Here is a 21,430-nt window from a genome sequence, read left to right on the forward strand (position 1 = left end):
ATGCCCCGCCCGCCGGATCGCCTGAAAAACCAGAGAATTGCACCAGAATGCTAACGCAACGTAGCATGTTCGCGGCGGGCGAACAGCCCGGCAAAGCGCATTTTAACCAACGGAAATAACAGGGTTTCGGGGAAAGTCATGGCGGCGATTGCGGTGCTGGGCGCGGGCGTGATGGGGGTGACGACGGCCTATTACCTGGCCAAGGCCGGCCGGGAGGTCACCGTGATCGACCGCCAGCCGGAGGCGGCGGGCGAGACCAGCTTCGCCAATGCCGGGCTGATCGCGCCCGGCCATTCCAATGCCTGGGCCTCGCCCCGGGCCCCGATGATCCTGCTGCGGTCACTCTGGCGCGACGACACGGCCCTGCGCTTCCGCCTGCGGTTCGACCCGGCGCTGTGGCGCTGGGGCCTGCAGTTCCTCGCCAATTGCACGACCGAGCGCAACCGCCGCAACACGCTGATCAAGCTGGGGCTCGCCCGCTACAGCCGGGAGCAGCTCATCGCGCTGCGCCAGGCCGAGCGGATCGCCTATGACGAGATCGTCAAGGGCTGCATCTACCTCTATCGCGATCCCGTCCATTTCGAGACCGGGCAGCGCGCCATCGGCTTCCTCAAGGCGCAAGGCTATCCGTTCGAGACCCTCGACCGGGAGGCCTGCGTCAGGCTCGACCCGGCGCTCGCGCCCGCCCAGGACAAGTTCGTCGGCGCGATCTACGCCCCCCAGGACGAGTCCGGCGATTGCCGCACCTTCACCCAGAACCTGGCCCGGATCTGCGAGGGACTGGGCGTCACGTTCCGCTACGGCACCACGGTGCGCGGGCTCGAGCGCAAGGGCGACCGCATCGAGGCGGTGGTCACGGACCGCGAACGCATCGCCGCCGACCAGGTGGTGATCGCGCTCGGATCCTACGCGCCGCAGATCGCGCGCGATGCTGGAATCACGCTCCCGATCTATCCGGTGAAGGGCTATTCCCTCACCCTTCCCCTCAAGGACAAGGCCGCCGCGCCGACCCTGGGCGGCGTGGACGAGGCCAATCTCGTCGCCTTCGCGCGCATGGGCGACCGGCTGCGCCTGACCGCGACCGCGGATATCGCCGGCTACGACACGAGCCATAGCCCCAAGGACTTCGCCACCATGGTCAAGGTCGCGCGCGAGCTCTTCCCCGACGCGGCCCATTACGACCAGCCGCGCTATTGGGCCTGCCTGCGCCCGATGACGCCCGACGGCCCGCCGATCCTGGGCGCCACGCCGCTCGCCAATCTCTTCCTCAATACCGGCTCCGGCCATATGGGCTTCACCATGGCCTGCGGTTCCTCGCGGCTGGTGACCGATCTCATGCTCGGACGCAAACCCGCGATCCCGCTCGACGGCATGACGCTCGACGGCCGATGAGCGAAGTGCCGCCGACTGCGGCAAAGAATCTTTTCACATCCCATCGATTGCGGGTTGACCGCATCGGGGCGCGGTGCCATATCGCCCCGCAGCCGACCGAGGCCCGAGCGACCTCCGTCGTCCGCCCGAAAACCCGGCCCAGGAACGACCGTCATGACGATGGCCGGGGCCACGAGGTGCTCCATGCCGCTCAAGACTCTCCGCCTGTTGCTCCGATGGCATGGCTCGGACAGCGACGACCGACCTCCGTCCTGACATCGCGTTAACGCGCTTCGTCTCCTGAATCGTTCGGGTCCGCGGCAACGTGCCCCCCGTACGAGCGTTTGCGTTCGTGTCCACGGAGGTCGCCATGACCTTTCGTCCATCTTTGCGGGGCTTGGCCCTGCGCGACGTCGGCAGGCAGATCGTTCCCAGTTTCTGGGACTTGCCGGCCTTCGCCCTGCTGCTGGGCGGCTTCGTCCTGGTCGCTCATGCCGGCCGCGAGACCCTGCAGCCTTTGTCGGCGATCGCCTCGTCGCCGATCTCGCTCGATGTCGCGGCACTGCCCCATTATGCGCTGCTCACCACGCTGCGCATGCTGGGCGCGATCCTGCTGTCGCTGCTCTTCACCCTGACCTACGCCACGCTCGCGGCCAAGAGCCGGCGCGCGGAGATGGTGCTGATCCCACTGCTCGACATCCTGCAGTCGGTACCGGTACTGGGCTTCCTCTCCTTCACGGTCGCGGGCTTCATGGCGCTGTTCCCGGGGCGGCTTCTCGGCGTCGAGCTGGCCGCGGTCTTCGCCATCTTCACCAGCCAGGCCTGGAACATGGCGTTCAGCCTCTACCAGTCCCTGAAGACCCTGCCCCGGGATCTCGAGGACGTCACGCGGAGCTTCCGGCTCTCGCCCTGGCAGCGCTTCTGGCGGCTGGAGATCCCTTTCGCCATGCCCGGGCTGATCTGGAACACCATGATGTCCATGTCGGGCGGCTGGTTCTTCGTGGTCGCCTCCGAGGCCATCTCGGTCGGCCATACCCGCATCGCGCTGCCCGGTATCGGCTCCTATGTCGCGCTGGCCATCGAGCAGCGCGATCTGGGGGCCATCGGCTGGGCGCTCGGCGCCATGCTGCTCATCATCCTGCTCTACGACCAGCTCCTGTTCCGGCCGCTGGTCGCCTGGTCCGAAACCTTCCGCTTCGAGCTTTCGGCACCCAGCAGCGTGCCCGAATCCTGGCTGCTCAACCGCATCCAGCGGACCCGGCTGCTGCGCCTCCTGCTGCACCCCATCGGCGAGGGTCTGCGCTGGCTGGCGGCGCTGCGGCTGAGCCCGCAGCATCCTGTCGTGGCGGCACCGCTGCGCCGGCTCTGGTCGGGGCGCGGGGTCGATTTCATCTTCGGCGCCGCGATCGGCCTCGTGGCGGCCTACGCGCTCTGGCGGGTGCTGCATTTCGTGCTCGGGCATGTCGGCCCCGGCGAGATTCTCCACGTGATGCTGCTGGGTTTCGTCACGCTGTCGCGGGTGCTGGTGCTGATCGCGCTGGCGACCCTGATCTGGGTCCCGATCGGCGTCTGGATCGGGCTTCGTCCGCGCTGGGCGGAACGGATCCAGCCCCTGGCCCAGTTCCTCGCCGCCTTCCCGGCCAACCTGATGTTCCCGGCGGCCGTGATGGCGATCGTGACCTTCAAGCTCGATCCCGACATCTGGCTCAGCCCGCTCATGGTGCTGGGAACCCAGTGGTACATCCTCTTCAACGTGGTGGCGGGCGCCAGCGCCTTCCCGACCGACCTGAAGGAGGCCGCGGCCAGCTTCCGCATCCAGGGCTGGAACTGGTGGCGCAAGGTGATCCTCCCCGGCATCGCGCCTTACTATCTGACCGGCGCCATCACCGCCTCGGGCGGCTCGTGGAATGCCAGCATCGTCGCCGAGGTCGCGAGCTGGGGGAACCAGCGGCTCGAAGCCCATGGGCTCGGCGCTTATATCGCCAAGATGACGGAGGCCGGCGATTTCCCCCGCCTCGTGCTCGGCATCGCCGTGATGTCCATCTTCGTCGTGCTGTTGAACCGCCTGTTGTGGCGCAAGCTGTTCGGCTTCGCCGCGCGCAATCTCCGCCTCGATTGAAGGAGACCCCGATCATGACCACGCTCGCCGTCGCCAAGACTCGTGCCCCCTCGGCACCGCTGCTCGAGCTCGACCGGATCCGGCAGGCCTACCGCAAGGCCGGCGGCGGCGATCTGCTGGTGCTCGACGGGATCTCGCTCGAGATCCGCGAGGGCGAGTTCGTCGGGCTCCTGGGCCGTTCCGGCTCGGGCAAATCCTCGCTCCTGCGCATCATCGCCGGCCTGGTCCCGGCCACCGGCGGCAATGCGCGCTGGCGCGGCCAGCCGATCGAAGGGCCTTCCGACGGCATCGCCATGGTGTTCCAGAGCTTCGCCCTCTTCCCCTGGCTGACGGTGCTGGAGAATGTCGAGATCGGGCTCGAGGCGCTCGCCGTGCCGGCCGCCGAACGCCGCCGCCGGGCGCTGGCGGCCATCGACCTGATCGGGCTCGACGGCTTCGAGAACGCCCATCCGAAGGAGCTCTCCGGCGGCATGCGCCAGCGGGTGGGCTTCGCCCGCGCGCTGGTGGTGCATCCGCAACTGCTGCTGATGGACGAGCCCTTCTCCGCGCTCGACGTGCTGACGGCGGAGACCCTGCGCACCGACCTGATCGATCTCTGGATCGAAGGGCGTCTGCCGATCCGCTCGATCGCGATGGTGACGCACAATATCGAGGAGGCGGTGCTGATGTGCGACCGCATCCTGATCTTCTCGGCCAACCCCGGCCGGATCGCGACCGAGATCAAGGTCGAGCTGCCGCATCCGCGCAACCGCACCGATCCCGCTTTCCGCCGCCTGGTCGACGACATCTATGCGCGCATGACCAACCGGGCCGCCGGCGACCGCAAGGAACGGCAGGCCGGCGGCGGCTTTGCCGGCACCGGCATCGGCATGGCGCTGCCGCATGTCTCGACCAACGTGCTCTCGGGCCTGCTGGAGACGCTGGCCGCCGCGCCCTATGGCGGCAAGGCCGATCTGCCGCGGATCGCCGAAGCCCTGCAGATGGAGACCGACGAGCTCTTCCCCATCGCGGAGACGCTGCAGCTCTTCCGCTTCGCCGACCTGGCGGACGGCGACATCAAGCTGACCGAGCCGGGCCGGCGCTTCGTCGGGCTCGATGTCGACGGGCGCAAGCGGCTCTTCTCCGAGCATCTGATGAGCTATGTGCCGATCGTGACCCTGATCCGGCGGGTGCTCGACGAACGGCCGAGCCATCGGGCGCCGGCCGCGCGGTTCCGGGAGGAGCTCGAGGATTTCATGTCACCGGAATTCGCCCAGAACACGCTGCACGCCGCGATCTCCTGGGGCCGCTACGCGGAGCTGTTCGCCTACGACGATCAGACCGAGCAGTTCAGCCTCGAGAACCCGTCCTGATCGTCGACGGGGCTTCGCCGGCGAGGTCCGGGCCGCCTTGACAGGTCAGCTTCGGAACAGCTGTCCGTAGCCGGGGAGCCGATCCTCGATCCCGGCGAGCCGCAGGCAATGCCAGGCCAGGGCCAGGTTGCTGGAGGTCACCGGCTTGCCGATCTTCTGCTCGACTTCCTCGACGATGTCGGCCACCCGCAGGCTGGTGCAGGAGACGAAGATGCCGTCGACCGTCGGTTCCTGGGCCAGTTCGATCATCGCGTCGCGGATCGAGGCGGTGCTGATCCGCGCCACCTCGTTGTCGTTCTCATGGTTGAAGGAGCCCATGACCGTGACCTCGAGCCCGCGCCCCTCGATATAGCCGCGGAAGCGCTGATTGACCGCCTCGATATAGGGCGTCAGCAGCGCGATCCGCCGGGCGCCGAGCTTCTTCATGCCGGTGATCGCGGCCGTGATCGGGTTGGTGACGGCCACGCCCGGCCGCGCCTCCTGGATCCGCCTGGCCACCGTCTCTTCGCCCATGACCACCGAGGCCGAGGTGCAGCCATAGCCGATCACGTCGAGCTCGATCCCCGGCAGGATCACCGAGGCAGCTTTGCCGAGGTCCTTCTCCATCGCGGCCAGCGTCTCGGGGTTGATCTCGGGCGAGTTCTGGATCCGGCTCTCATAGACCGCCACCCCCGGCAGACGGATCACCTGCCGCCATTCGGCCTCGATCGTGTGGTCGGTCGCGAGCACGATGAGCCCGATGCGGCAGCGGCTGGCCACGCCGCCATCGAGCGCGAATTTCATATGGGTCTTGTTGATCGGGCCGGTGGCGGGCCGGCGCAGCGCGGTCTCGTTCATGGCGGATCCCTCCGTCGGCGGCAGCCCGCAGACCCGGGCCCTCGCTGGCATGATTGTCCGGCCACTATAACGCCCCCGGGCGCGGCGGTCATCCCGCCGGCTTCAGACCAGATCGCGCGGGATGGTGAAGCTCTCGTTGCGGCAGAAGATGCGTTCGCCGCCCTCGAAGGCTTCCAGCTCGGCGCTGACCAGGAACTGCGTCGCGGTCAGCTTGAGGCTGGTCGTGGTCCGGGTCTCGATCTGCCAGTCGCCGCGGCCGAGCTTCTGCCGGTAGCGGGTCATGCCCTCGGCGCTGGCGGGGTCGTCGTGGCGGATGCGATAGGTCTCGACCGCGTCGGTGTCCACGGCGAGATCGATGTCGAGAAGCCTGGTGGCGCCCGCATCCTTCACCATCGTCACGATCGTCTCGCCCTTGGCGACATTGGTCTCGACGCGCCGGCGCGTGCTGTCGGGACGCATCCCCTCTTCGCGCGGACCGGGCGCCATCGCCGGCGGCGCGAAGGCGGGAAGCTGCCCGTCCGCCTCCTGCGGCGGGCGCACCGGCAGCTCGAAGCGGCAATCCGCGGCATGGACCGTGAGGGTCGCGCGCTCGGGCGCCGGCCACATCATCGGCCAATAGGCGGTGGAGATCGCGAGGCGCAGGCGATGGCCGGCGGCGAACGCATGGGCGACATGGTTGAGCGGAATCCGGACCCGGTATTGCTGGTCCGGGACCAGCGCCGTCGGCGCGGCATGGCCGTCGCGATGCGTCAGGTTGAAGAGCGTGAAGGTCACGCGTGCCGAAGCGCCGTCCGGCCAGATGTCGCAGAGCCGGACGCAGATCGTCGCCACCGGCTTGTCGCTGCTGAAGGCGAGCTCCAGCACCGGCGCGCCCAGGATCTCGAGACGGCCCGGTAGCGGCGCGCTGTCGAAGCAGAGCGAGTCCGCATCGTCGCCGCGCTGGTCGGTCGGCAGGTCGCCGCCGCGCCCGCCATAAGAGCACCATTCGAGACTGCCCGTGCCGGTCGTCAGCGGCGACTGGATCGAAAGAACGGCCGGCTCGCCGGGTGCGTCGGTCAATCCCGCCGCGGACAAATGGAAGGGCCGCATCGTGACATGGGCGCTGGGCCAGCCGGCTTCGGCGACCCAGCGGCCCTCGCGGCTCTCGGCGAAGGCGGCCGGCCGGAAGCTCTCGTTCATCCAGACCCGGTAGCGCGGCTCGCGCATGATCCCCGTCTCGATACCCTTGAGCCAGTGATCCCACCAGCGCAGGCATTCCTGCAGGAACCCGATCGAAGGCCCCGGATAGGCGCTGTGCGGCAGCGCGTGGCCCCAGGGGCCGATCAATCCCTTGGCCGGCGTCTGCAGGCCCTCCAGCAGGCGCGGCACCGCGTTGCTGTAGCCATCCTCCCAGCCGCCCACGGCATAGACCGCGCAGGTGATGTCGCGATAGCTCTCGCAGACCGACCCGTGACGCCAATAGCCGTCGCGGCGCTGATGCTGCAGCCATTGCCGCAGCCAGAAGCGCGCCCGCTGCAGCCGGTCGAGCCAGGTCGCGCGCCAGCCCTCGCCCGCCAGCAGCGGATCGGGCGGCTGCGAGAGATAGGCATACATCGCCGAGGCCCAGGCGAAATTGTCGTGCAGCATGGCGCCGCCCATGTAATGGACGTCGTCGCTGTAGCGGTCGTCGGTGGAATCGATGGTGATGATCGCCTTGAGGGCCGGCGGCCGGCGCGCCGCCACCTGGAGCGCGTTGAAGCCGCCCCAGGAGATGCCGGTCATGCCGCAGTGACCGCTGCACCAGCTCTGCCCCGCAACCCAGCCGATGGCCTCGACCAGGTCGGTCTGCTCCTCGGCCATATATTCGTCGTCGAGGATGCCGTCGGAATCGCCCGAGCCGCGCAGATCGATGCGCAGGACCGCGTAGCCATGGCTGGCGATATAGGGATGCATCGCCTCGTCGCGCCAGACCGTGCCGTCGCGCTTGCGGTAGGGAATGCATTCGAGGATGGCCGGCACCGGGTCGGCCTCGGCATCCTCCGGCAGCCAGACCCGCGCCGCCAGGCGCGTGCCGTCGCTCAGCGGAATCCAGAGATTGGGGATCTCGCGGACACGCCGGACCGGCGGCGCCTTGCGGAACTTGGCAGGGATGAACTTCACGACGGCCCCTGGCCCTGATGACAGTAAGCGGATGCCCCCGGCAAACCGGTTCCAGCTATAGCACGAACAGGTTACGAAGCGGCAAGGTTGCGGGCCGGAAAGCCTTTTCGGTCGCTCGGAACCGGGCCGGAAGATATCGTCAAACGACGACGAAGCCTGGGAATTCCCGATCGTCATCACGACGCGCCGGGCGCTTCTTGATCGAAATCAAACCCACCCGCCGGTTCTCACCCTAGAAAGATATCTTAACGACGTGGAGGCTGGCCGACAGGTCGGGACGACCCCCGGCTTCCGTGAAAGGCCGCCCCGCGAGATTGCCCCCGCAGGAGACGACGATGGGTTACGCCACCTTGATGGTGCATGTGAGTCTGAGTTCTTCCAACGACGCCGTGCTGCGTGTCGCCGCCACGCTGGCCGAGCAGTTCAAGGCGCATGTCATCGGTGTCGCCGCCTGCCGGCCGATTCAGATTTCCTATGGCGACGGCTATGCGTCGGGCGATCTGCTGGCCGCCCAGCAGACCGAGATCGAGAACGACATGAAGGCCGCGGAGGCAAGCTTCCGGACGGCTCTCGAGGGCAAGGCTTCCGGCCTGGAGTGGCGCTCGGCGGTGAGCTTCGAGCCCCTGGCCGGTTTCGCCACGGCGCAGGCACGCGCCGCCGATCTCGTGGTGACGGGGCCGAGCCGCGGCGGATCGCCCTTCAATGCGTCGGCAAGCGTGGATATCGGCGACCTGGTCATGAGCGTGGGGCGCCCCGTCCTGGTCGTGCCCCCGAATATCGAAGCGCTGGAGCTGAACCATGCCATGCTCGGCTGGAAGGAAAGCCGCGAGACCCGCCGCGTCGCCACCGATGCCCTGCCGCTCCTGAAGAAAGCGGCGCGCGTGACGGTGGTCGAGATCGTCCCCGAAGACGGTCTCGCGTCGGCCCAGGATCGCCTCCAGGATGTCGCCGGATGGTTCAAGCGCCATGGCATCGCGGCGGAGCCCCTGGCGGTGGTCGCCGGCCGGGACGATGCCGCGCAGCTCGATGCCATCGCGCAGGAGAATCAGGTCGACCTCCTCGTCGCGGGCGCCTATGGGCATAATCGCCTGCGCGAATGGATGCTCGGCGGCGTGACCTACGATCTCCTGCTGCAGCCGAGCGTCTGCTCGCTGCTGTCGCACTGAGCGCGGGCTAGAGCACGAACAGGATCAGAAGCGGCAGGGTCGCGAAGGACAGCACCGTCGAGACGACGACGATGCCGGCGACCTCCTCCGGCTCGCGCCGGTAGAGCTCGGCGAAAAGATAATTGAAGACCGCGACCGGCATGGTCGATTGCAGCACCACCACGCCCAGCGCCGGCCCCTCGAGGCCGAAGGCGCGGCCGATGCCGTAGCTCACCAGGAAGCCGCCGCCGAGCCGCGCGACCGAGAGGATCGTGGCACGCCCGAGCGAGCGGACGCGCAGCTGGGACAGGGACACGCCGAGCGCGATCAGCATCAGCGGGATGGTCAGGCCGCCCAGCAGATCCAGCGTGTTGGAGAGCCAGCGCGGCACCGGCCATCCGGTCACGAGGAACACCAGCGACAGCACGACCGCGTAGATGAGCGGCATCTTCAGCAGGCGGCGCGGATCGGCGCTGCCCGAGGCGATGCCGATCCCGATGGTGAATTGCAGCGTGATGGAGATCACGAAGAACACGATGGCGAGCGCCAGCCCCTCCTGCCCGAAGGCGAAAAGGGTCAGCGGCAGGCCCATGTTCCCCGTGTTGGGGAACATGAGCGACGGCAGGAAGGAATGGAGCGGCAGCTTCATCGCGCGGCAGACGAGGAATCCCATCAGCGCGAAGCCGGCGAAGACCGCGAAGGACACCAGCACCATCCGCCCGACCACGGCGGTATCGACCGTCAGGCCGGTCAGGGTATGGGCGACCAGGCTGGGCGTGCCGATTGTGGTGACCAGCGCCGTCACCAGGCGCGGCTCCAGCGTCTGGCCCATCCGCCCCCAGATGAAACCCAGCGCCGAGACGATCAGGATCGGCAGGATAATGGCGCAGAGTGTCGCCAGCATGGAGACGCCGTCCTTCGATCGCGCCCGAAATCACCCCCGGCATCGCCTCGAGCGGCGGCGCCATGGCGGAGCCTTAACAGCGGTTCAGGAAGGAGGCAACGACGCAAGGCTTCCCGAAAGCCCTGCCATCACGGAAAGAGGGCGGGTGTGATCGGACGGCCTCAGCCGGTCCAGCGGGGCTGCTACTCGATCGTCGCCCGGGGACCGCGGCGGAGCCCGTCCTTGTCCCGGTCGGCGCGCGGCGTCCTGCCCGCCTGGCCCGGCTGCGGCTCGAGCAGCGCATGGCCTTCGCCCCGCGACAGCCGGCGCCGCTGCGCGTCTTCCTGCTCGCGCACCACTTCATCCACCGTCCGTAACGGCTTAACCAGGTAGGGACTTACCAACGCCGGTCCTCCGCGCCTCTTGTGGCGGCGCATGGTGAGGGAAGCCCTCGCCAGGGGGAAGCTGTGGATATGATGAATAACCGGGATAAGATCAGCCCAGCTCAAGCTTGCCGGCAAGCGGGCACCGGTCCATGCTGCCGCCCGCTCGAAACTTGACACGCTTGTCGAGGATTTTCGTCGAATTCGCCTCAATTCCCTCGGTCTCCCTCTCTCTGCCCCCGATCTCTATCAAGGACTTCCGGAATGACCACCAACATGACCTGCGGGCAGGCCGCGATCGCGCTGCTCGAGCAATATGGCGTCGATACCGTCTTCGGCATTCCCGGTGTCCATACCCTGGATTTCTACCGCGGGCTGGCGGACAGCTCGATCCGGCATGTCGGTGTCCGCCACGAGCAAGGCGCGGGCTTCATGGCCGACGGCTATGCGCGGGCCTCGGGCCGACCGGGCGTCTGCTGCGTCATCACCGGCCCCGGCGTCACCAACGCCGCGACCCCCATCGGCCAGGCCTTCTCGGATTCCGTGCCGGTGCTGATGCTTTCGAGCGTCAATGGCAGCGGCGATCTCGGCCGCGGCCGCGGCCGGCTCCATGAGATCACCGACCAGCAGGCCGCCATCGCGCCGCTGGTCTCGGCCAGCCACAGCCTGCGCGCCGCGAGCGAGCTGCCGGTCGCGATGGCGGACGCCTTCGACCGGTTCGCCAGCCAGCGCCCCCGCCCCGTCCATATCGAACTGCCGCTCGACCTGCTGGCGGCCCCCGCCCTGCGGGTGGAGACCCCGGGCGCCAGCAGTGCCAAGCCGGGCCCGTCGCCCGCAACGGTCCGCGCGGCGGCCGAACTGCTGCGCGAGGCGAAACGCCCCCTGATGCTGGTGGGCGGCGGCACGGTCGATTGCGCGGCCTCGGTGAAGCGCCTGGCCGAGCTGACCGGCAGCCCGGTCGTCGTCACCGTCGCGGCCAAGGGCGTGCTGCCGGACGACCATCCGCTCTGCCTCGGTTCCACGCTCGTGACCGACGGCACCCAGGCCCTGCTCGCCTCGGCCGATGTGGTGCTGGCGGTGGGCACCGAGCTCGCCGAGACCGACAGCTGGGTCGACCGGCTCGAGATCAAGGGCAAGCTCATCCGCATCGACCTCGACCCCCGCACCATCGCCCGCGACTACCCGGCCACCGTCGCGATCCTCGCCGATGCCGGGCTGTCGCTCGACGCCATCGCCTCGGCGCTCGACGGCCAGAAGCCGGCGGGCCGCATCCCGGCCGCCGAGCTGGAGCGCCTGCGCCAGGAGAACCTCTCTGGCTGGCCGGCGCTGCAGATGAAGCACCGCAAGGTGCTGGATGCCGTGCGCGCGGTGCTGCCCGAGGACGGCATGATCGCCTCGGACATGACGCAGATCGCCTATACCGGTAACTACTATTTCCCGATGAGCCAGCCGCGCTGCTGGTTCCATCCGGTGGGCTACGGCACGCTGGGCTACGCGCTGCCGGCCGCCATCGGTGCCAAGCTGGCACGGCCCGAAAGCGCCTGCGTCGCCATCGCCGGCGATGCGGGGTTCCTCTTCACCGTGCAGGAGCTCGCGACCGCCGTCGAGCTCAAGCTGCCGATCGCCATCCTGCTCTGGAACAACGATGCGCTGGGCCAGATCGCCGGCGACATGGTGCACAAGGGCATCCCCGAGATCGCCGTGAAGCCGCGCAACCCGGACTTCCAGATGCTGGGCAAGGCCTTCGGCGCGCATGTCGCCAAGCCGACCGGCGCCGCCCAGCTCAAGAAGGCCCTGACCGACGCCTTCACCGCGGACGGCCCGACGCTGATCGAGGTGCATCAGAACTCGGCCTGGCTCGATTGAGGCTTTGCGCCTCAATGACGTCAAGGCACGGCACAGCATCGAGGACGGTCGCGTTTACTCTTTCGTCATCCCGGCGAAGGCCGGGATCCATGAACACCGACCGGGCATATTTAGGCGGGGTTTGTGTTCATGGATGCCGGCCTAAAGCCGGCATGACGAAAAATTGTTAGCGTCATCCATGTACCGGAGAAGACGTAAGCGGAACATGGCGGCTTTGTCATGGGCGCGCCGGTCCGTCGGTGTTCTGTCACGATGCGCGCTGCTCCTTCTGGCGATTCCGCTGCTCGGGGCCAGCAACAATGCCCGCGTCGACCGGCTGGTCACCAATTTCGATCTCATCATCTTCAACACCGAGTTCGGCACGCCGATGGATGCGAAGATCCACAAATGGGTCACGTCCATCCGCATCTTCCTCGACGCCCGGGCGGGCCCCCTGGATCTCGAACGCCGGCAGCTCGAGGAACACGTGGCCCTGTTGCGGCGTTTGACGGGTTTGAAGATCGATCTCGTCCCCAAGGCGTCCGACGCCAATCTGATGTTCGTGTTCGACACGGCCGACCGGCTGATCGGATCGGTCAACCGCTATCTCGATCCGCCGCTGGGCAGCTGGAAGGATCTTCACGGCTCCACCTGTTTCGGCATGTTTGCCGTCAAGGGCGCCCAGGCGATCGGCTATGCCGTCATCGGCATTCCCATCGACATCGTCATGTCGCAGGGCATCCTGCAGGCCTGTGTGATCGAGGAGACGACCCAGGTCCTGGGGCTGCCCAACGATTCCGACAAGGTCTATCCTTCGGTCTTCAACGATCACAGCCCGCAGGTCACCTTGACCGACGATGATGAGATGCTGGTGCGCCTGCTCTACAGCCCCCGCCTCCAGCCCGGCATGGCCCGCCCCGAGGCTTTGAAGATCGTGCGGCAGATCCTCGAAGAAGGCGGTCCTTGAGCCTCGATTCATGAGATTCAATCCATGAGCTTCACGGGCGAGAATGTCCCGCCGCCCTTCACGCGGCCGCGGATCGGCTTGGCGCTCGGCAGCGGCGCCGCCCGCGGCTGGGCCCATATCGGCGTCATCCGCGCGCTCGAGGCGGCGGGCGTAAAACCCGACGTGATCTGCGGCACCTCGATCGGCGCCTTGGTCGGCGGCGTCCATCTCGCCGGCAAGCTCGACGTGCTGGAGGATTGGGCCCGCGCGCTGACGCGCCTCAAGGTGATGGGCTATCTGGATTTCCAGATGGGCCGCGGCGGCCTCATCAGCGGCAACCGGCTGACCGACATCATCGCCCGCCATCTGGGGGAGCTGCGGATCGAGAGCCTGTCCGCCCCCTTCGCCACCGTGGCGACCGATCTGGTCTCGGGCCATGAGGTCTGGATCCGCGACGGCAGCCTGGTCGAGGCGCTGCGCATCTCGATCTCGTTGCCCGGCATCTTCTCGCCGGCCCGGCGCGAAGGCCGCTGGCTGGTCGACGGCGCGCTGATCAATCCCGTGCCCGTCTCGGTCTGCCGGGCGCTCGGCGCCCATATCGTCATCGCGGTCAATCTCCATTCGGACATCATCGGCCGCGCGCGCTCGACCGAGGTCGAGATCGAGCGCGAGGGCGGCATCGATCTGACGGCCGAGCTCACGCAGATGGAGGCGGCCACGGGCCGTCCCTCGCGCTTCAACAGCATCCTGCAGCGCGTGTTCGGCCGCAGCGCCGACACCCCCAGCATGTTCGCGGTGATGGTGCAGTCGCTCAACATCATGCTCGACCGGATCGCCCGCAGCCGGCTCGCCGGCGAGCCGCCCGACGTGCTGGTGCTGCCGCGCCTCGGGCATATCGGGCTGCTCGAGTTCGAGCGCGCGGACGAAGCCATCGCCGAAGGGACGAACGCGGTCCAGCGCGCGCTGCCCGAGCTCGCCGATGCGATTGCCGTCTTCCGCGGCAAGCCCATCCGGTAGGATGAAGTTTCGGCCATGAAGGGAAGCTTCACGCGGGCGGAGCCGCGATACCGCCGATCCTCGCAGGAATCAGACCCCAGAAAAGGACCGCCCCGCTCCCGGGGAGGGAGCGGGGCGCGCGAGTTGGCGTGTGGGTGCTGCGCTCCGAAAGCCTCTCGCCAGGCCCAGTGGCGAGGGGCTTTCGGCGGCGACGCAGCTGCACCGGAGGGGCGGCCTTGCGGGGGTCCGCGACCGGCGCTGGAAGAGACATTGCGCTGATTCGGATTAACCATGGTGTGGCCTTTCTGTGACGCCAACCTCGTGCATTTTCAATTGGTTGTGGTAGCGTTGATTAAGCAGTCAGGAAAAATCAGGGGGAAAGAATGACCGCCATCGCCGCCGATCTGATCCTGAAGAACGGCAAGATCGCGACCTTGAACGCGCAATCGGCCCAGGCCCAGGCTCTCGCCGTCTGGCGGGACCGCATCCTCGCCATCGGCAGCGACAGCGAGATCGAAGGGCTCGCGGGACGCCAGACGAAGATCGTCGATCTCAAGGGCCGGCGTGTCGTGCCCGGCATCGTCGATTCCCACTGCCATCCCGACAGTCACGCGATCTCGCTCTTGCGCTGGACCGATGTCGGTCCCTCGCAGATCAAGTCGATCGAGGAGCTGCTGCAGTTCGTGAAGAAGCGCACGTCGGAGCTCGCCCCCGACAAGCCGCTCCTGGGCTTCTGCTTCAACGACAAGAAGCAGGGTGGTTATCCGACGCGCGAGCAGCTCGACGCCGTCTCGAACGGAAGGCCGGTCTGGATCTATCGCACCGATCACCATATCGCGGTGCTGAACACGCCGATGCTGACGGCGATGGGTGTCGGCGACAACACGCACAACCCGCCGCATGGCCAGTTCGACCGCGATCCCAAGACGGGCCGCATGACGGGGCTCGCGCGCGAGATGGCGGCCTGGAGCCTCGAGGAGAAGTTCAAGGACGAATACAGCGTCGGCGAGTTCGAGACCGGCCTGCCGCAGGTGTTCGACCTCTATCTGCGGCATGGCGTCACCTCGCTGCACAACTCGCTGACCGCACGCAAGGCGATCGACGCCTATCAGCGCCTGCGCGAGGCCGGCAAGCTCAGCATGCGCATCGGCGTCATCCTCGACGGACGCGACGACAGCCTGGTCGCGTCCTACACCCACAGCCGCGTGCGCACCGGCTTCGGCGACGAATGGATCCGCGTCATCGGCGTCGAATGGTGCCCCGACTGCTCGACCTCCGGCCGCACCGCCGCCTACTACGATCCTTATGTCGGCACGCCGGTGCCGGGCGAGCCGGTGCCGAACACGGGCATGCTGCTCTACGAGGCCGAGGACCTGATCCCGCGCGTGGTCGCGGCGCACAAGGCGGGCTTGCGCGTCTGCATCGAGGGGCTCGGCGATCGCGGCATCGATTTCGCGCTCGACGCCATCGAGGCGGCGCTCCAGGCGCATCCCAAGCCCGACCATCGCAGCCGCGTCGAGCATTGCTGCTATGTCACGCCGAAGATCCTGGAGCGGATCAAGAAGCTGGGCGTGGTGGATTCCTCCGCCACCGGCTTTATGTACAGCCTGGGCGACGCCTATATCGACAATCGCGGCGAGAAGGCGATGCGCTGGATGTTCCCGCATCGCAGCCTGATCGACAAAGGCGTGCCGGCGCCGGGCCATTCCGACGCGCCGATCTGCTCGACCAATCCCTGGGAGATCATCGGCGCGCTCGTGACCCGGCGCACCGACACCGGCCGCGCCTTCGGTCTCGAGGAGGCGATCACCGTCGAGGAAGCCTTGCGCGCCTATACCACGCTCGGCGCCTGGGCCGGCTTCGAGGAGGACATCAAGGGCTCGCTCGAGCCCGGCAAGCTCGCCGATTTCGCGATCCTGCGGCAGGACCCCTTCGCCGTGGCGCCGGAGAAGATCAAGGACACGCAAGTGGACATGACCGTCGTCGGCGGCGCCGTGAAGTTCCAGGCCTGACCTGGCCCCTATGGCAACGATCGACCGGAGCCGGCTCGCGGCCTTGACCGCGAGCGAGAGCGAGCGCTATGCCGCGGCGCGGCCGAGATCGCGCGCGCTCTTCGAACGCGCCGCCCGCAGCCTCGTGGGCGGTGTGCCGATGCAATGGATGAGCGAATGGCCGGGCCCCTTCCCGCCCTTCATGGCGGAGGCCGAGGGTGCCCGCCTGACCGACATCGACGGCCATCGCTATATCGATTTCTGCCTCGGCGACACCGGCGCCATGTTCGGCCATTCGCCACCGGCCGTAGCCCGGGTCGCAGCGGCGCAGACGGCCAAGGGCCTGACCGCGATGCTGCCCTCCGAGAACGCGGTCATCGTGGCGGAACTGCTGGCGCAGCGCTTCGCCCTGCCTTTCTGGCAGATGGCGCTCTCCGCCACCGACGCCAACCGCTTCGTGCTGCGCCTTGCCCGCGAGATCACCGGCCGGCCGAAGATCCTGGTCTTCAACGGCTGCTATCACGGCACGGTGGATGAGACGATCGTCAGCCTCGAGAACGGCAAGCCGCGTTCGCGGCGCGGCAATGTCGGACCCGCTTTCGATCCGACCGCCGATACGCGCGTGATCGAGTTCAACGACCTCGCGGCGCTCGAGGCGGCCCTGGCCGACCGCAAGGTCGCCTGCGTCCTGACCGAGCCCGCGCTCACCAATCTCACCGGCGTGGTGCTGCCCGATGACGGATATCACGCCGCCCTGCGCGCGATCGCACGCAAGACCGGCACGCTGCTCATCATCGACGAGACCCATACCATCTCGACCGGGCCCGGCGGCTATAGCCGTGCCCATGGGCTCGAACCCGACATTCTGGTGCTGGGCAAGCCGATCGCCGGCGGCATCCCGGCCGCGGTCTTCGGCATGACCGACACGATCGGGGGCCAAGTGCGCGAGCGGCTCTACGGGCCGGGGGCCGCCGTCGCCGGAATCGGCGGCACGCTCACCGCCAACGCGCTGGCGCTGGCCGCCATGCGGGCGACCCTCACGGAGGTCGCGACCGAGGCCGCCTACGATCACATGATCCGGCTCGGCACCCGTCTCGCCGAGGGTATCCGCGCCGTCGTCCGCCGCCATGACCTGCCCTGGTACGTGACCCAGCTCGGCGCCCGGGTCGAGTATCGCTTCCAGCCCTCGCCGCCGCGCACCGGCACCGAAGCGCGGGCCGGCGCCGACAGCGCCGTCGACCGCTTCTTCCATCTCTGGTGCCTCAATCGCGGCGTGATGGTGACGCCGATGCACAACATGCTGCTCGCCTGCCCCGCCACCAGCGAGGCCGACATCGACCGGCATAACGAGGTCTTCGGCGAGGCGGTAGCGGCGCTGCTGGGCCGCTAGGACGCGCCGGCACCCTTGAGCCAGGGGCCCAGCGCGGCAATGGAATCGATCGAGCGCAGCGCGAAGCCGTTGCCGCCGCAGGCCATGGCGCCGGCGCGCTCGTTGCGGCCCTCGCCCGTGCCGACGATGAAGCCGCCCGCGAGCTTCGCGGCACGCCCCGCCTTGAGGTCGGCCGCCTTGTCGCCCACCATCCAGGATTTCGCCGGATCGGCACCCAGCGCCTGAAGCGCGGCCAGGATCATGCCCGGCTCGGGCTTGCGCCAGGGATGGCTCGGGTAATGCGGGCAGGCGGCCACCAGCTCGATCGTGGCGGCCGCGTCGCCGAGCGCCGCCATCATCGCCGCCTGAACGGCCGCGAACTCGTTCCAGCCATACATCCCACGCCCGATGCCGGACTGGTTCGTCACCAGCGCCACATGCCAGCCCTTGGCACGCGCCACCACCAGCGCCTCGCGCGCGCCCGGGATCAGCCGCACCTTCTTCGGATCGGCCAGATAGCCTTCATCCTCGATGACGACGCCGTCGCGATCGAGGAAGAGCGCGCTGCTCTCGCGCGCGGATGCCACCGAGAGGCGCCGCTCGAACCAGCAGCCGTTGGCATGGAGGGGATGCCCCATGGCGGTCCGATCCTCGCGCCTAGCGCCGCTGCTTGAGCGGGCGCCAGCGCCGATGCAGCCAGAGCCACTGCTCGGGCCGCTCGCGCACCCAGCCTTCGATGATCGACGTCACCTTGGTCATGATCGCCTCGACGTCGGCCTCGACGTCGTCCGTGACGGGAATCTCGAGCGGCGGCGTCAGCGTCGCCCGGAACCGGGCCCCTCCCAAACGCTCGACTCGCGCGCCATGCAAGGGACATTGATAGCGCCGCGCCAGCTTGGCGAGCAACGGGGCGGTGCGCACCGGGTTCCCGAAAAAGGGCACGACGGGGCCGAGATTGGCATGCTGATCCACCAGCATGCCCAGATGCCCGCCCCGCTCGACCACCTCGACCGCCGCGATCGCGCTGTGGATGCCGGTCGAGATCAGCTCGCCCATGGCGTCGCGCCGGATGCGGTCCAGCATCTCCGCCGCGACCGGGTTCCGGGGCCGCTTGTAGAGCACGGTCACCGGCAGCCCATGGCGGGCGGCGGCCACCGGCAGCAGCTCCCAGTTCCCCAGATGGGCGGCGAAGATCAGGGCCGGTTTTCCGTCGTCGCGCAGCGCCAGGAACTGGTCGACGCCCGCCACCTCGACACGGCCCGGTCCCGGCTGTCCCACCTCATAGTCCCAGATGCGCTTGAGATGGGGATACTCGAGCGCGTAGCGGCCGAGATTGTCCCAGGCGCCCTCGAGGATGCGCTCGATCTCGGCTTCGCTCTTGTCGGGAAAGGCGAGCTTCAGATTGCGGCGGCCGGTGCCGCTGACGGGGAACCAGGGCCCGATCACGCGCGCGATCCCGCCACCCAGGCCCGAGGCCCAGTCGATCGGCATCCAGCGGACAGGGAGCCAGAGCAGGAGCAGCAAGGCCCCCTCGAGCGCCTGCCGGAACCGCTTGATCAAGGAGGGCCGGCGCTGGCTCATGGGAGGCCGGGGCCGCCGGGACGGCTCACCGGTAGCGGTCCCCGGTCGCCAGATAGCGCCCGACATAGTCGGCGATGCCGGCCTCCAGAGACATGAACGGCCTTTCATAACCGGCGGCCCGCAGCCGCGTCAGGTCGGCCGCGGTCTCGTATTGATAGAGCGGGCGCAGCGCCTGCGGCATCTCGATGAACTCGAAGCGCGGCTCGTGGTCCACCGCGGCGAAGAGCGCCGTGCCGAGATCGAGGAAGGTGCGGGGGCTGCCGCTGCCGACATTGTAGATGCCGCTGGCGGCGGCCGCGTCCGAGAGCCACAGCAGCAGGTCCACGCAATCGCGCACATGGACGAAATCGCGCTTCTGCGCCCCATGCGCGATGCCCTCGCGGTAGGAGCGGAAGAGCTCGATGGCGAGCCCGTTGGCGACGCGCGGATAGTTGCGCACGATCACGCTCTGCATCGCGCCCTTGTGATACTCGTTGGGCCCATAGACGTTGAAGAACTTGAGCCCGTACCAGCGCGGCGGCGTCGGGCGCAGGCCGGCCGCCTGCCCCGCCACCCAGCGGTCGAAGAGCTGCTTGCTCCAGCCATAGAGATTGAGCGGCTTGAGCAGGGCCAGCGCATTGCCCTCCCAGGCGTCGGAGAAGCCCGCGGATCCGTCGCCATAAGTAGCCGCCGACGAGGCATAGATGAAAGGCCGCTCGGCGCGGCTGCACCAGTCCCAGAGGCTCCGCGAGAAGGCGTAGTTGTTGGCCACCACCAGATCGGCATCGGTGGCGGCGGTGTCGCTGATCGCGCCCAGATGCACCACCAGCTCGATCAGGTGACGGTTGCGGTCGAGCCAGCCGAGGCACTGGTCGGGCGTGATCAGGTCGACGATCTCGTGCTTGGCGAGATTGCGCCATTTCTCGCCGGTGCCGAGCTGGTCGCAGACGGCGGCGGGCGTGCCCCGCTCCGACAATGCCGCCACCAGGTTGGACCCGATGAAACCGGCGCCGCCGGTCACGAGGATCATTGATTGCGACCGAGCCGCTTGATCGTCGCCGTCGTGCTATGGCCGGCGACGAGATCGACCAGCAGCACCTGGCCGCCATAGCCCTGGACGATGTCGGCGCCGACCACCTGGTCGAGCCGGTAATCGGCCCCCTTCACCAGCAGGTCGGGCCGCAGCGCCTCGATCAGCTTGACCGGCGTGTCTTCCTCGAAGATCACCACCATGTCGACGCTGGCGAGCGCCGCCAGCACCGTCGCCCGCATCTCTTCGTCCTGGATCGGACGCTCGGCCCCCTTGAGACGGCGCACCGAGGCGTCGCTGTTGAGGCCGACGATCAGCCGGTCGCAGGCAGCCCGCGCCTTGGCGAGCAGCGTGACATGGCCGGGATGGATCAGGTCGAAGCAGCCGTTGGTGAAGCCGACCTTGAGGCCCGAGGCGCGCCAATGCTCGGCCTGGGCCACGGCTTGGCCCAGATCCATGATCTTGGCATCGCTGGAAAGGCCCAGCGCCCGCGCATGGAGCGCGCCGGTCACGTCGGCCGGATGGACCAGCGCGGTGCCGGCCTTGCCGACCACGATGCCGCCGCAGAGATTGGCGAAGCGCGCCGCGGTCTCCATCTCGAAGCCGGTGGCGAGCGCCAGCCCCAGGCTCGCGATCACCGTGTCGCCGGCACCCGAGACGTCGAACACCTCGCGCGCGTCGGCCGCAAGATGCAGCGGCGGGCGTCCCTTGCGCATCAGGGTCATGCCCTGCTCGCCGCGGGTGATCAGCAGCGAGGCGATGCCGGTCTGCTCCATGAGGTGGGCGCCGGTCATCACGGCCTCCGCCTCGTTGCCGCAGGGGATGCCGGCCGCGACCGCGGCCTCGTGCCGGTTCGGGGTCAGCAGATCCACGCCGCGATAGCGCCGGAAGTCGCGCGATTTGGGATCGGCGATCACGATCTTGCCGGCGGCCTTGGCCGCAGCCGCCACGCCGGCGATGACCCGGTCGGTCAGGGCGCCTTTGGCATAGTCCGACAGGATGACGAGATTGACCCGGCCCAGGACCGACTGGACCGCCGCCAGCAACTCCTGCTCGACCGCACGGTTGGCGGGCGTCGATCTCTCGTGATCGACCCGGAGCAATTGCTGGCGCCCGGCCACGAAACGCGTCTTGGTCGTGGTGGGCCGCGCGGCATCGGTGATGAGATGCGCCTCGATGCCGCCGTCGCCGCGCAGCGCCCGGGTCAGCGCGGCGCCGTCATCGTCCTGGCCCACCAGCCCGATCAGGATCGCCTGCCCGCCCAGGGCCGCGATGTTGCGCGCCACATTGGCGGCACCGCCGGCCATGCTGCGCTCGCCATCGGCCCGCAGGACCGCCACCGGCGCTTCCGGCGACATGCGCTCCACCGAACCGTCGACATAGCGGTCGAGCATGACGTCGCCCAGCACCAGGATCCGCGCCTGCTGGAAGCGCGTCAGGTCGAACCGGTCGAGCATGGGGCCG

At 68.4% G+C, this 21,430-nt stretch carries 17 protein-coding genes; 9 read left to right on the forward strand and 8 right to left on the reverse strand.

The genetic code is table 11. The features are described 5' to 3' along the window. The first annotated feature begins 138 nt into the window (after nt 1–138). From FRZ61_RS12370 to FRZ61_RS12380, 3 genes are all read left to right on the forward strand, one after another. Entirely contained in the window at nt 139–1,392 is a 1,254-nt protein-coding gene (locus FRZ61_RS12370) for a D-amino acid dehydrogenase (protein ID WP_151118012.1), read from the forward strand. A gap of 349 nt (nt 1,393–1,741) precedes the next feature. After that, entirely contained in the window at nt 1,742–3,490 is a 1,749-nt protein-coding gene (locus FRZ61_RS12375) for an ABC transporter permease (protein WP_151118013.1), read from the forward strand. Between the two features lie 14 nt (nt 3,491–3,504). After that, nucleotides 3,505–4,842, forward strand: coding sequence for an ABC transporter ATP-binding protein (locus FRZ61_RS12380; protein ID WP_151118014.1), 1,338 nt, complete (start codon nt 3,505–3,507; stop codon nt 4,840–4,842). A 45-nt stretch (nt 4,843–4,887) separates the two neighbouring features. On the opposite strand, the gene FRZ61_RS12385 is transcribed toward FRZ61_RS12380, so the two are convergent. After that, a complete protein-coding gene (locus FRZ61_RS12385; protein WP_151118015.1) occupies nt 4,888–5,679 on the reverse strand; it encodes a maleate cis-trans isomerase family protein in 792 nt (263 codons plus the stop codon). Between the two features lie 102 nt (nt 5,680–5,781). After that, nucleotides 5,782–7,818: a CocE/NonD family hydrolase gene (locus FRZ61_RS12390; protein WP_225309227.1), complete on the reverse strand. Its 2,037-nt coding sequence runs from the start codon at nt 7,816–7,818 to the stop codon at nt 5,782–5,784. 335 nt (nt 7,819–8,153) lie between these two features. On the opposite strand from FRZ61_RS12390, the gene FRZ61_RS12395 reads away from it, so the two are divergent. After that, a complete protein-coding gene (locus FRZ61_RS12395) occupies nt 8,154–8,984 on the forward strand; it encodes a universal stress protein (RefSeq protein ID WP_151118017.1) in 831 nt (276 codons plus the stop codon). 7 nt (nt 8,985–8,991) lie between these two features. Here the strand turns inward: FRZ61_RS12395 and FRZ61_RS12400 are convergent, their stop codons facing one another. Further along, nucleotides 8,992–9,867 carry an AEC family transporter gene (locus tag FRZ61_RS12400; protein ID WP_151118018.1) on the reverse strand — a complete coding sequence of 292 codons (876 nt, stop codon included), beginning with the start codon at nt 9,865–9,867 and terminating at the stop codon, nt 8,992–8,994. Nucleotides 9,868–10,049: 182 nt separating this feature from the next. After that, entirely contained in the window at nt 10,050–10,202 is a 153-nt protein-coding gene (locus FRZ61_RS26420; RefSeq protein ID WP_191909425.1) for a hypothetical protein, read from the reverse strand. Nucleotides 10,203–10,493: 291 nt separating this feature from the next. Here FRZ61_RS26420 and FRZ61_RS12405 point away from each other — a divergent pair, with 291 nt between their 5' ends. From FRZ61_RS12405 to FRZ61_RS12425, 5 genes are all read left to right on the forward strand, one after another. Then, the gene (locus FRZ61_RS12405) at nt 10,494–12,095 is read left to right on the forward strand and encodes a 5-guanidino-2-oxopentanoate decarboxylase (protein ID WP_151118019.1); all 1,602 of its coding nucleotides are present in this window, start codon (nt 10,494–10,496) and stop codon (nt 12,093–12,095) included. Between the two features lie 205 nt (nt 12,096–12,300). Beyond that, nucleotides 12,301–13,041, forward strand: a complete 741-nt coding sequence (locus tag FRZ61_RS12410) for a DUF2927 domain-containing protein (RefSeq protein WP_191909426.1) — start codon at nt 12,301–12,303, stop codon at nt 13,039–13,041. 24 nt (nt 13,042–13,065) lie between these two features. Continuing rightward, nucleotides 13,066–14,037: a patatin-like phospholipase family protein gene (locus FRZ61_RS12415; protein ID WP_151118021.1), complete on the forward strand. Its 972-nt coding sequence runs from the start codon at nt 13,066–13,068 to the stop codon at nt 14,035–14,037. A gap of 362 nt (nt 14,038–14,399) precedes the next feature. After that, on the forward strand, nt 14,400–16,028 hold the full coding sequence (locus tag FRZ61_RS12420) for an amidohydrolase (RefSeq protein WP_151118022.1): 1,629 nt from the start codon (nt 14,400–14,402) through the stop codon (nt 16,026–16,028). A gap of 10 nt (nt 16,029–16,038) precedes the next feature. Next, nucleotides 16,039–17,397: a transaminase gene (locus tag FRZ61_RS12425; RefSeq protein ID WP_151118023.1), complete on the forward strand. Its 1,359-nt coding sequence runs from the start codon at nt 16,039–16,041 to the stop codon at nt 17,395–17,397. Here FRZ61_RS12425 and FRZ61_RS12430 read toward each other — a convergent pair. From FRZ61_RS12430 to hldE, 4 genes are read right to left on the reverse strand one after another with little or no spacing between them, the layout of a single operon-like run. Further along, nucleotides 17,394–18,014 (reverse strand): D-glycero-alpha-D-manno-heptose-1,7-bisphosphate 7-phosphatase, encoded by a 621-nt coding sequence (locus FRZ61_RS12430; protein WP_151118024.1) that lies wholly within the window; start codon nt 18,012–18,014, stop codon nt 17,394–17,396. The two genes, FRZ61_RS12425 and FRZ61_RS12430, sit on opposite strands and share 4 nt — an antisense overlap. 19 nt (nt 18,015–18,033) lie before the next feature. Continuing rightward, nucleotides 18,034–18,957, reverse strand: a complete 924-nt coding sequence (locus tag FRZ61_RS12435) for a lipid A biosynthesis lauroyl acyltransferase (protein ID WP_191909427.1) — start codon at nt 18,955–18,957, stop codon at nt 18,034–18,036. 25 nt (nt 18,958–18,982) lie between these two features. After that, nucleotides 18,983–19,966 carry an ADP-glyceromanno-heptose 6-epimerase gene (gene rfaD, locus FRZ61_RS12440; RefSeq protein ID WP_151118026.1) on the reverse strand — a complete coding sequence of 328 codons (984 nt, stop codon included), beginning with the start codon at nt 19,964–19,966 and terminating at the stop codon, nt 18,983–18,985. After that, complete coding sequence (gene hldE, locus FRZ61_RS12445; RefSeq protein ID WP_151120801.1) at nt 19,963–21,423, reverse strand: bifunctional D-glycero-beta-D-manno-heptose-7-phosphate kinase/D-glycero-beta-D-manno-heptose 1-phosphate adenylyltransferase HldE; 1,461 nt, start codon at nt 21,421–21,423, stop codon at nt 19,963–19,965. The genes rfaD and hldE overlap by 4 nt, the downstream gene beginning before the upstream one ends. Nucleotides 21,424–21,430 lie beyond the last annotated feature (7 nt).

Origin of the sequence: Hypericibacter adhaerens (genome assembly GCF_008728835.1) — a bacterium.
In the GTDB taxonomy this organism is placed as follows: Bacteria; Pseudomonadota; Alphaproteobacteria; order Dongiales; family Dongiaceae; genus Hypericibacter; species Hypericibacter adhaerens.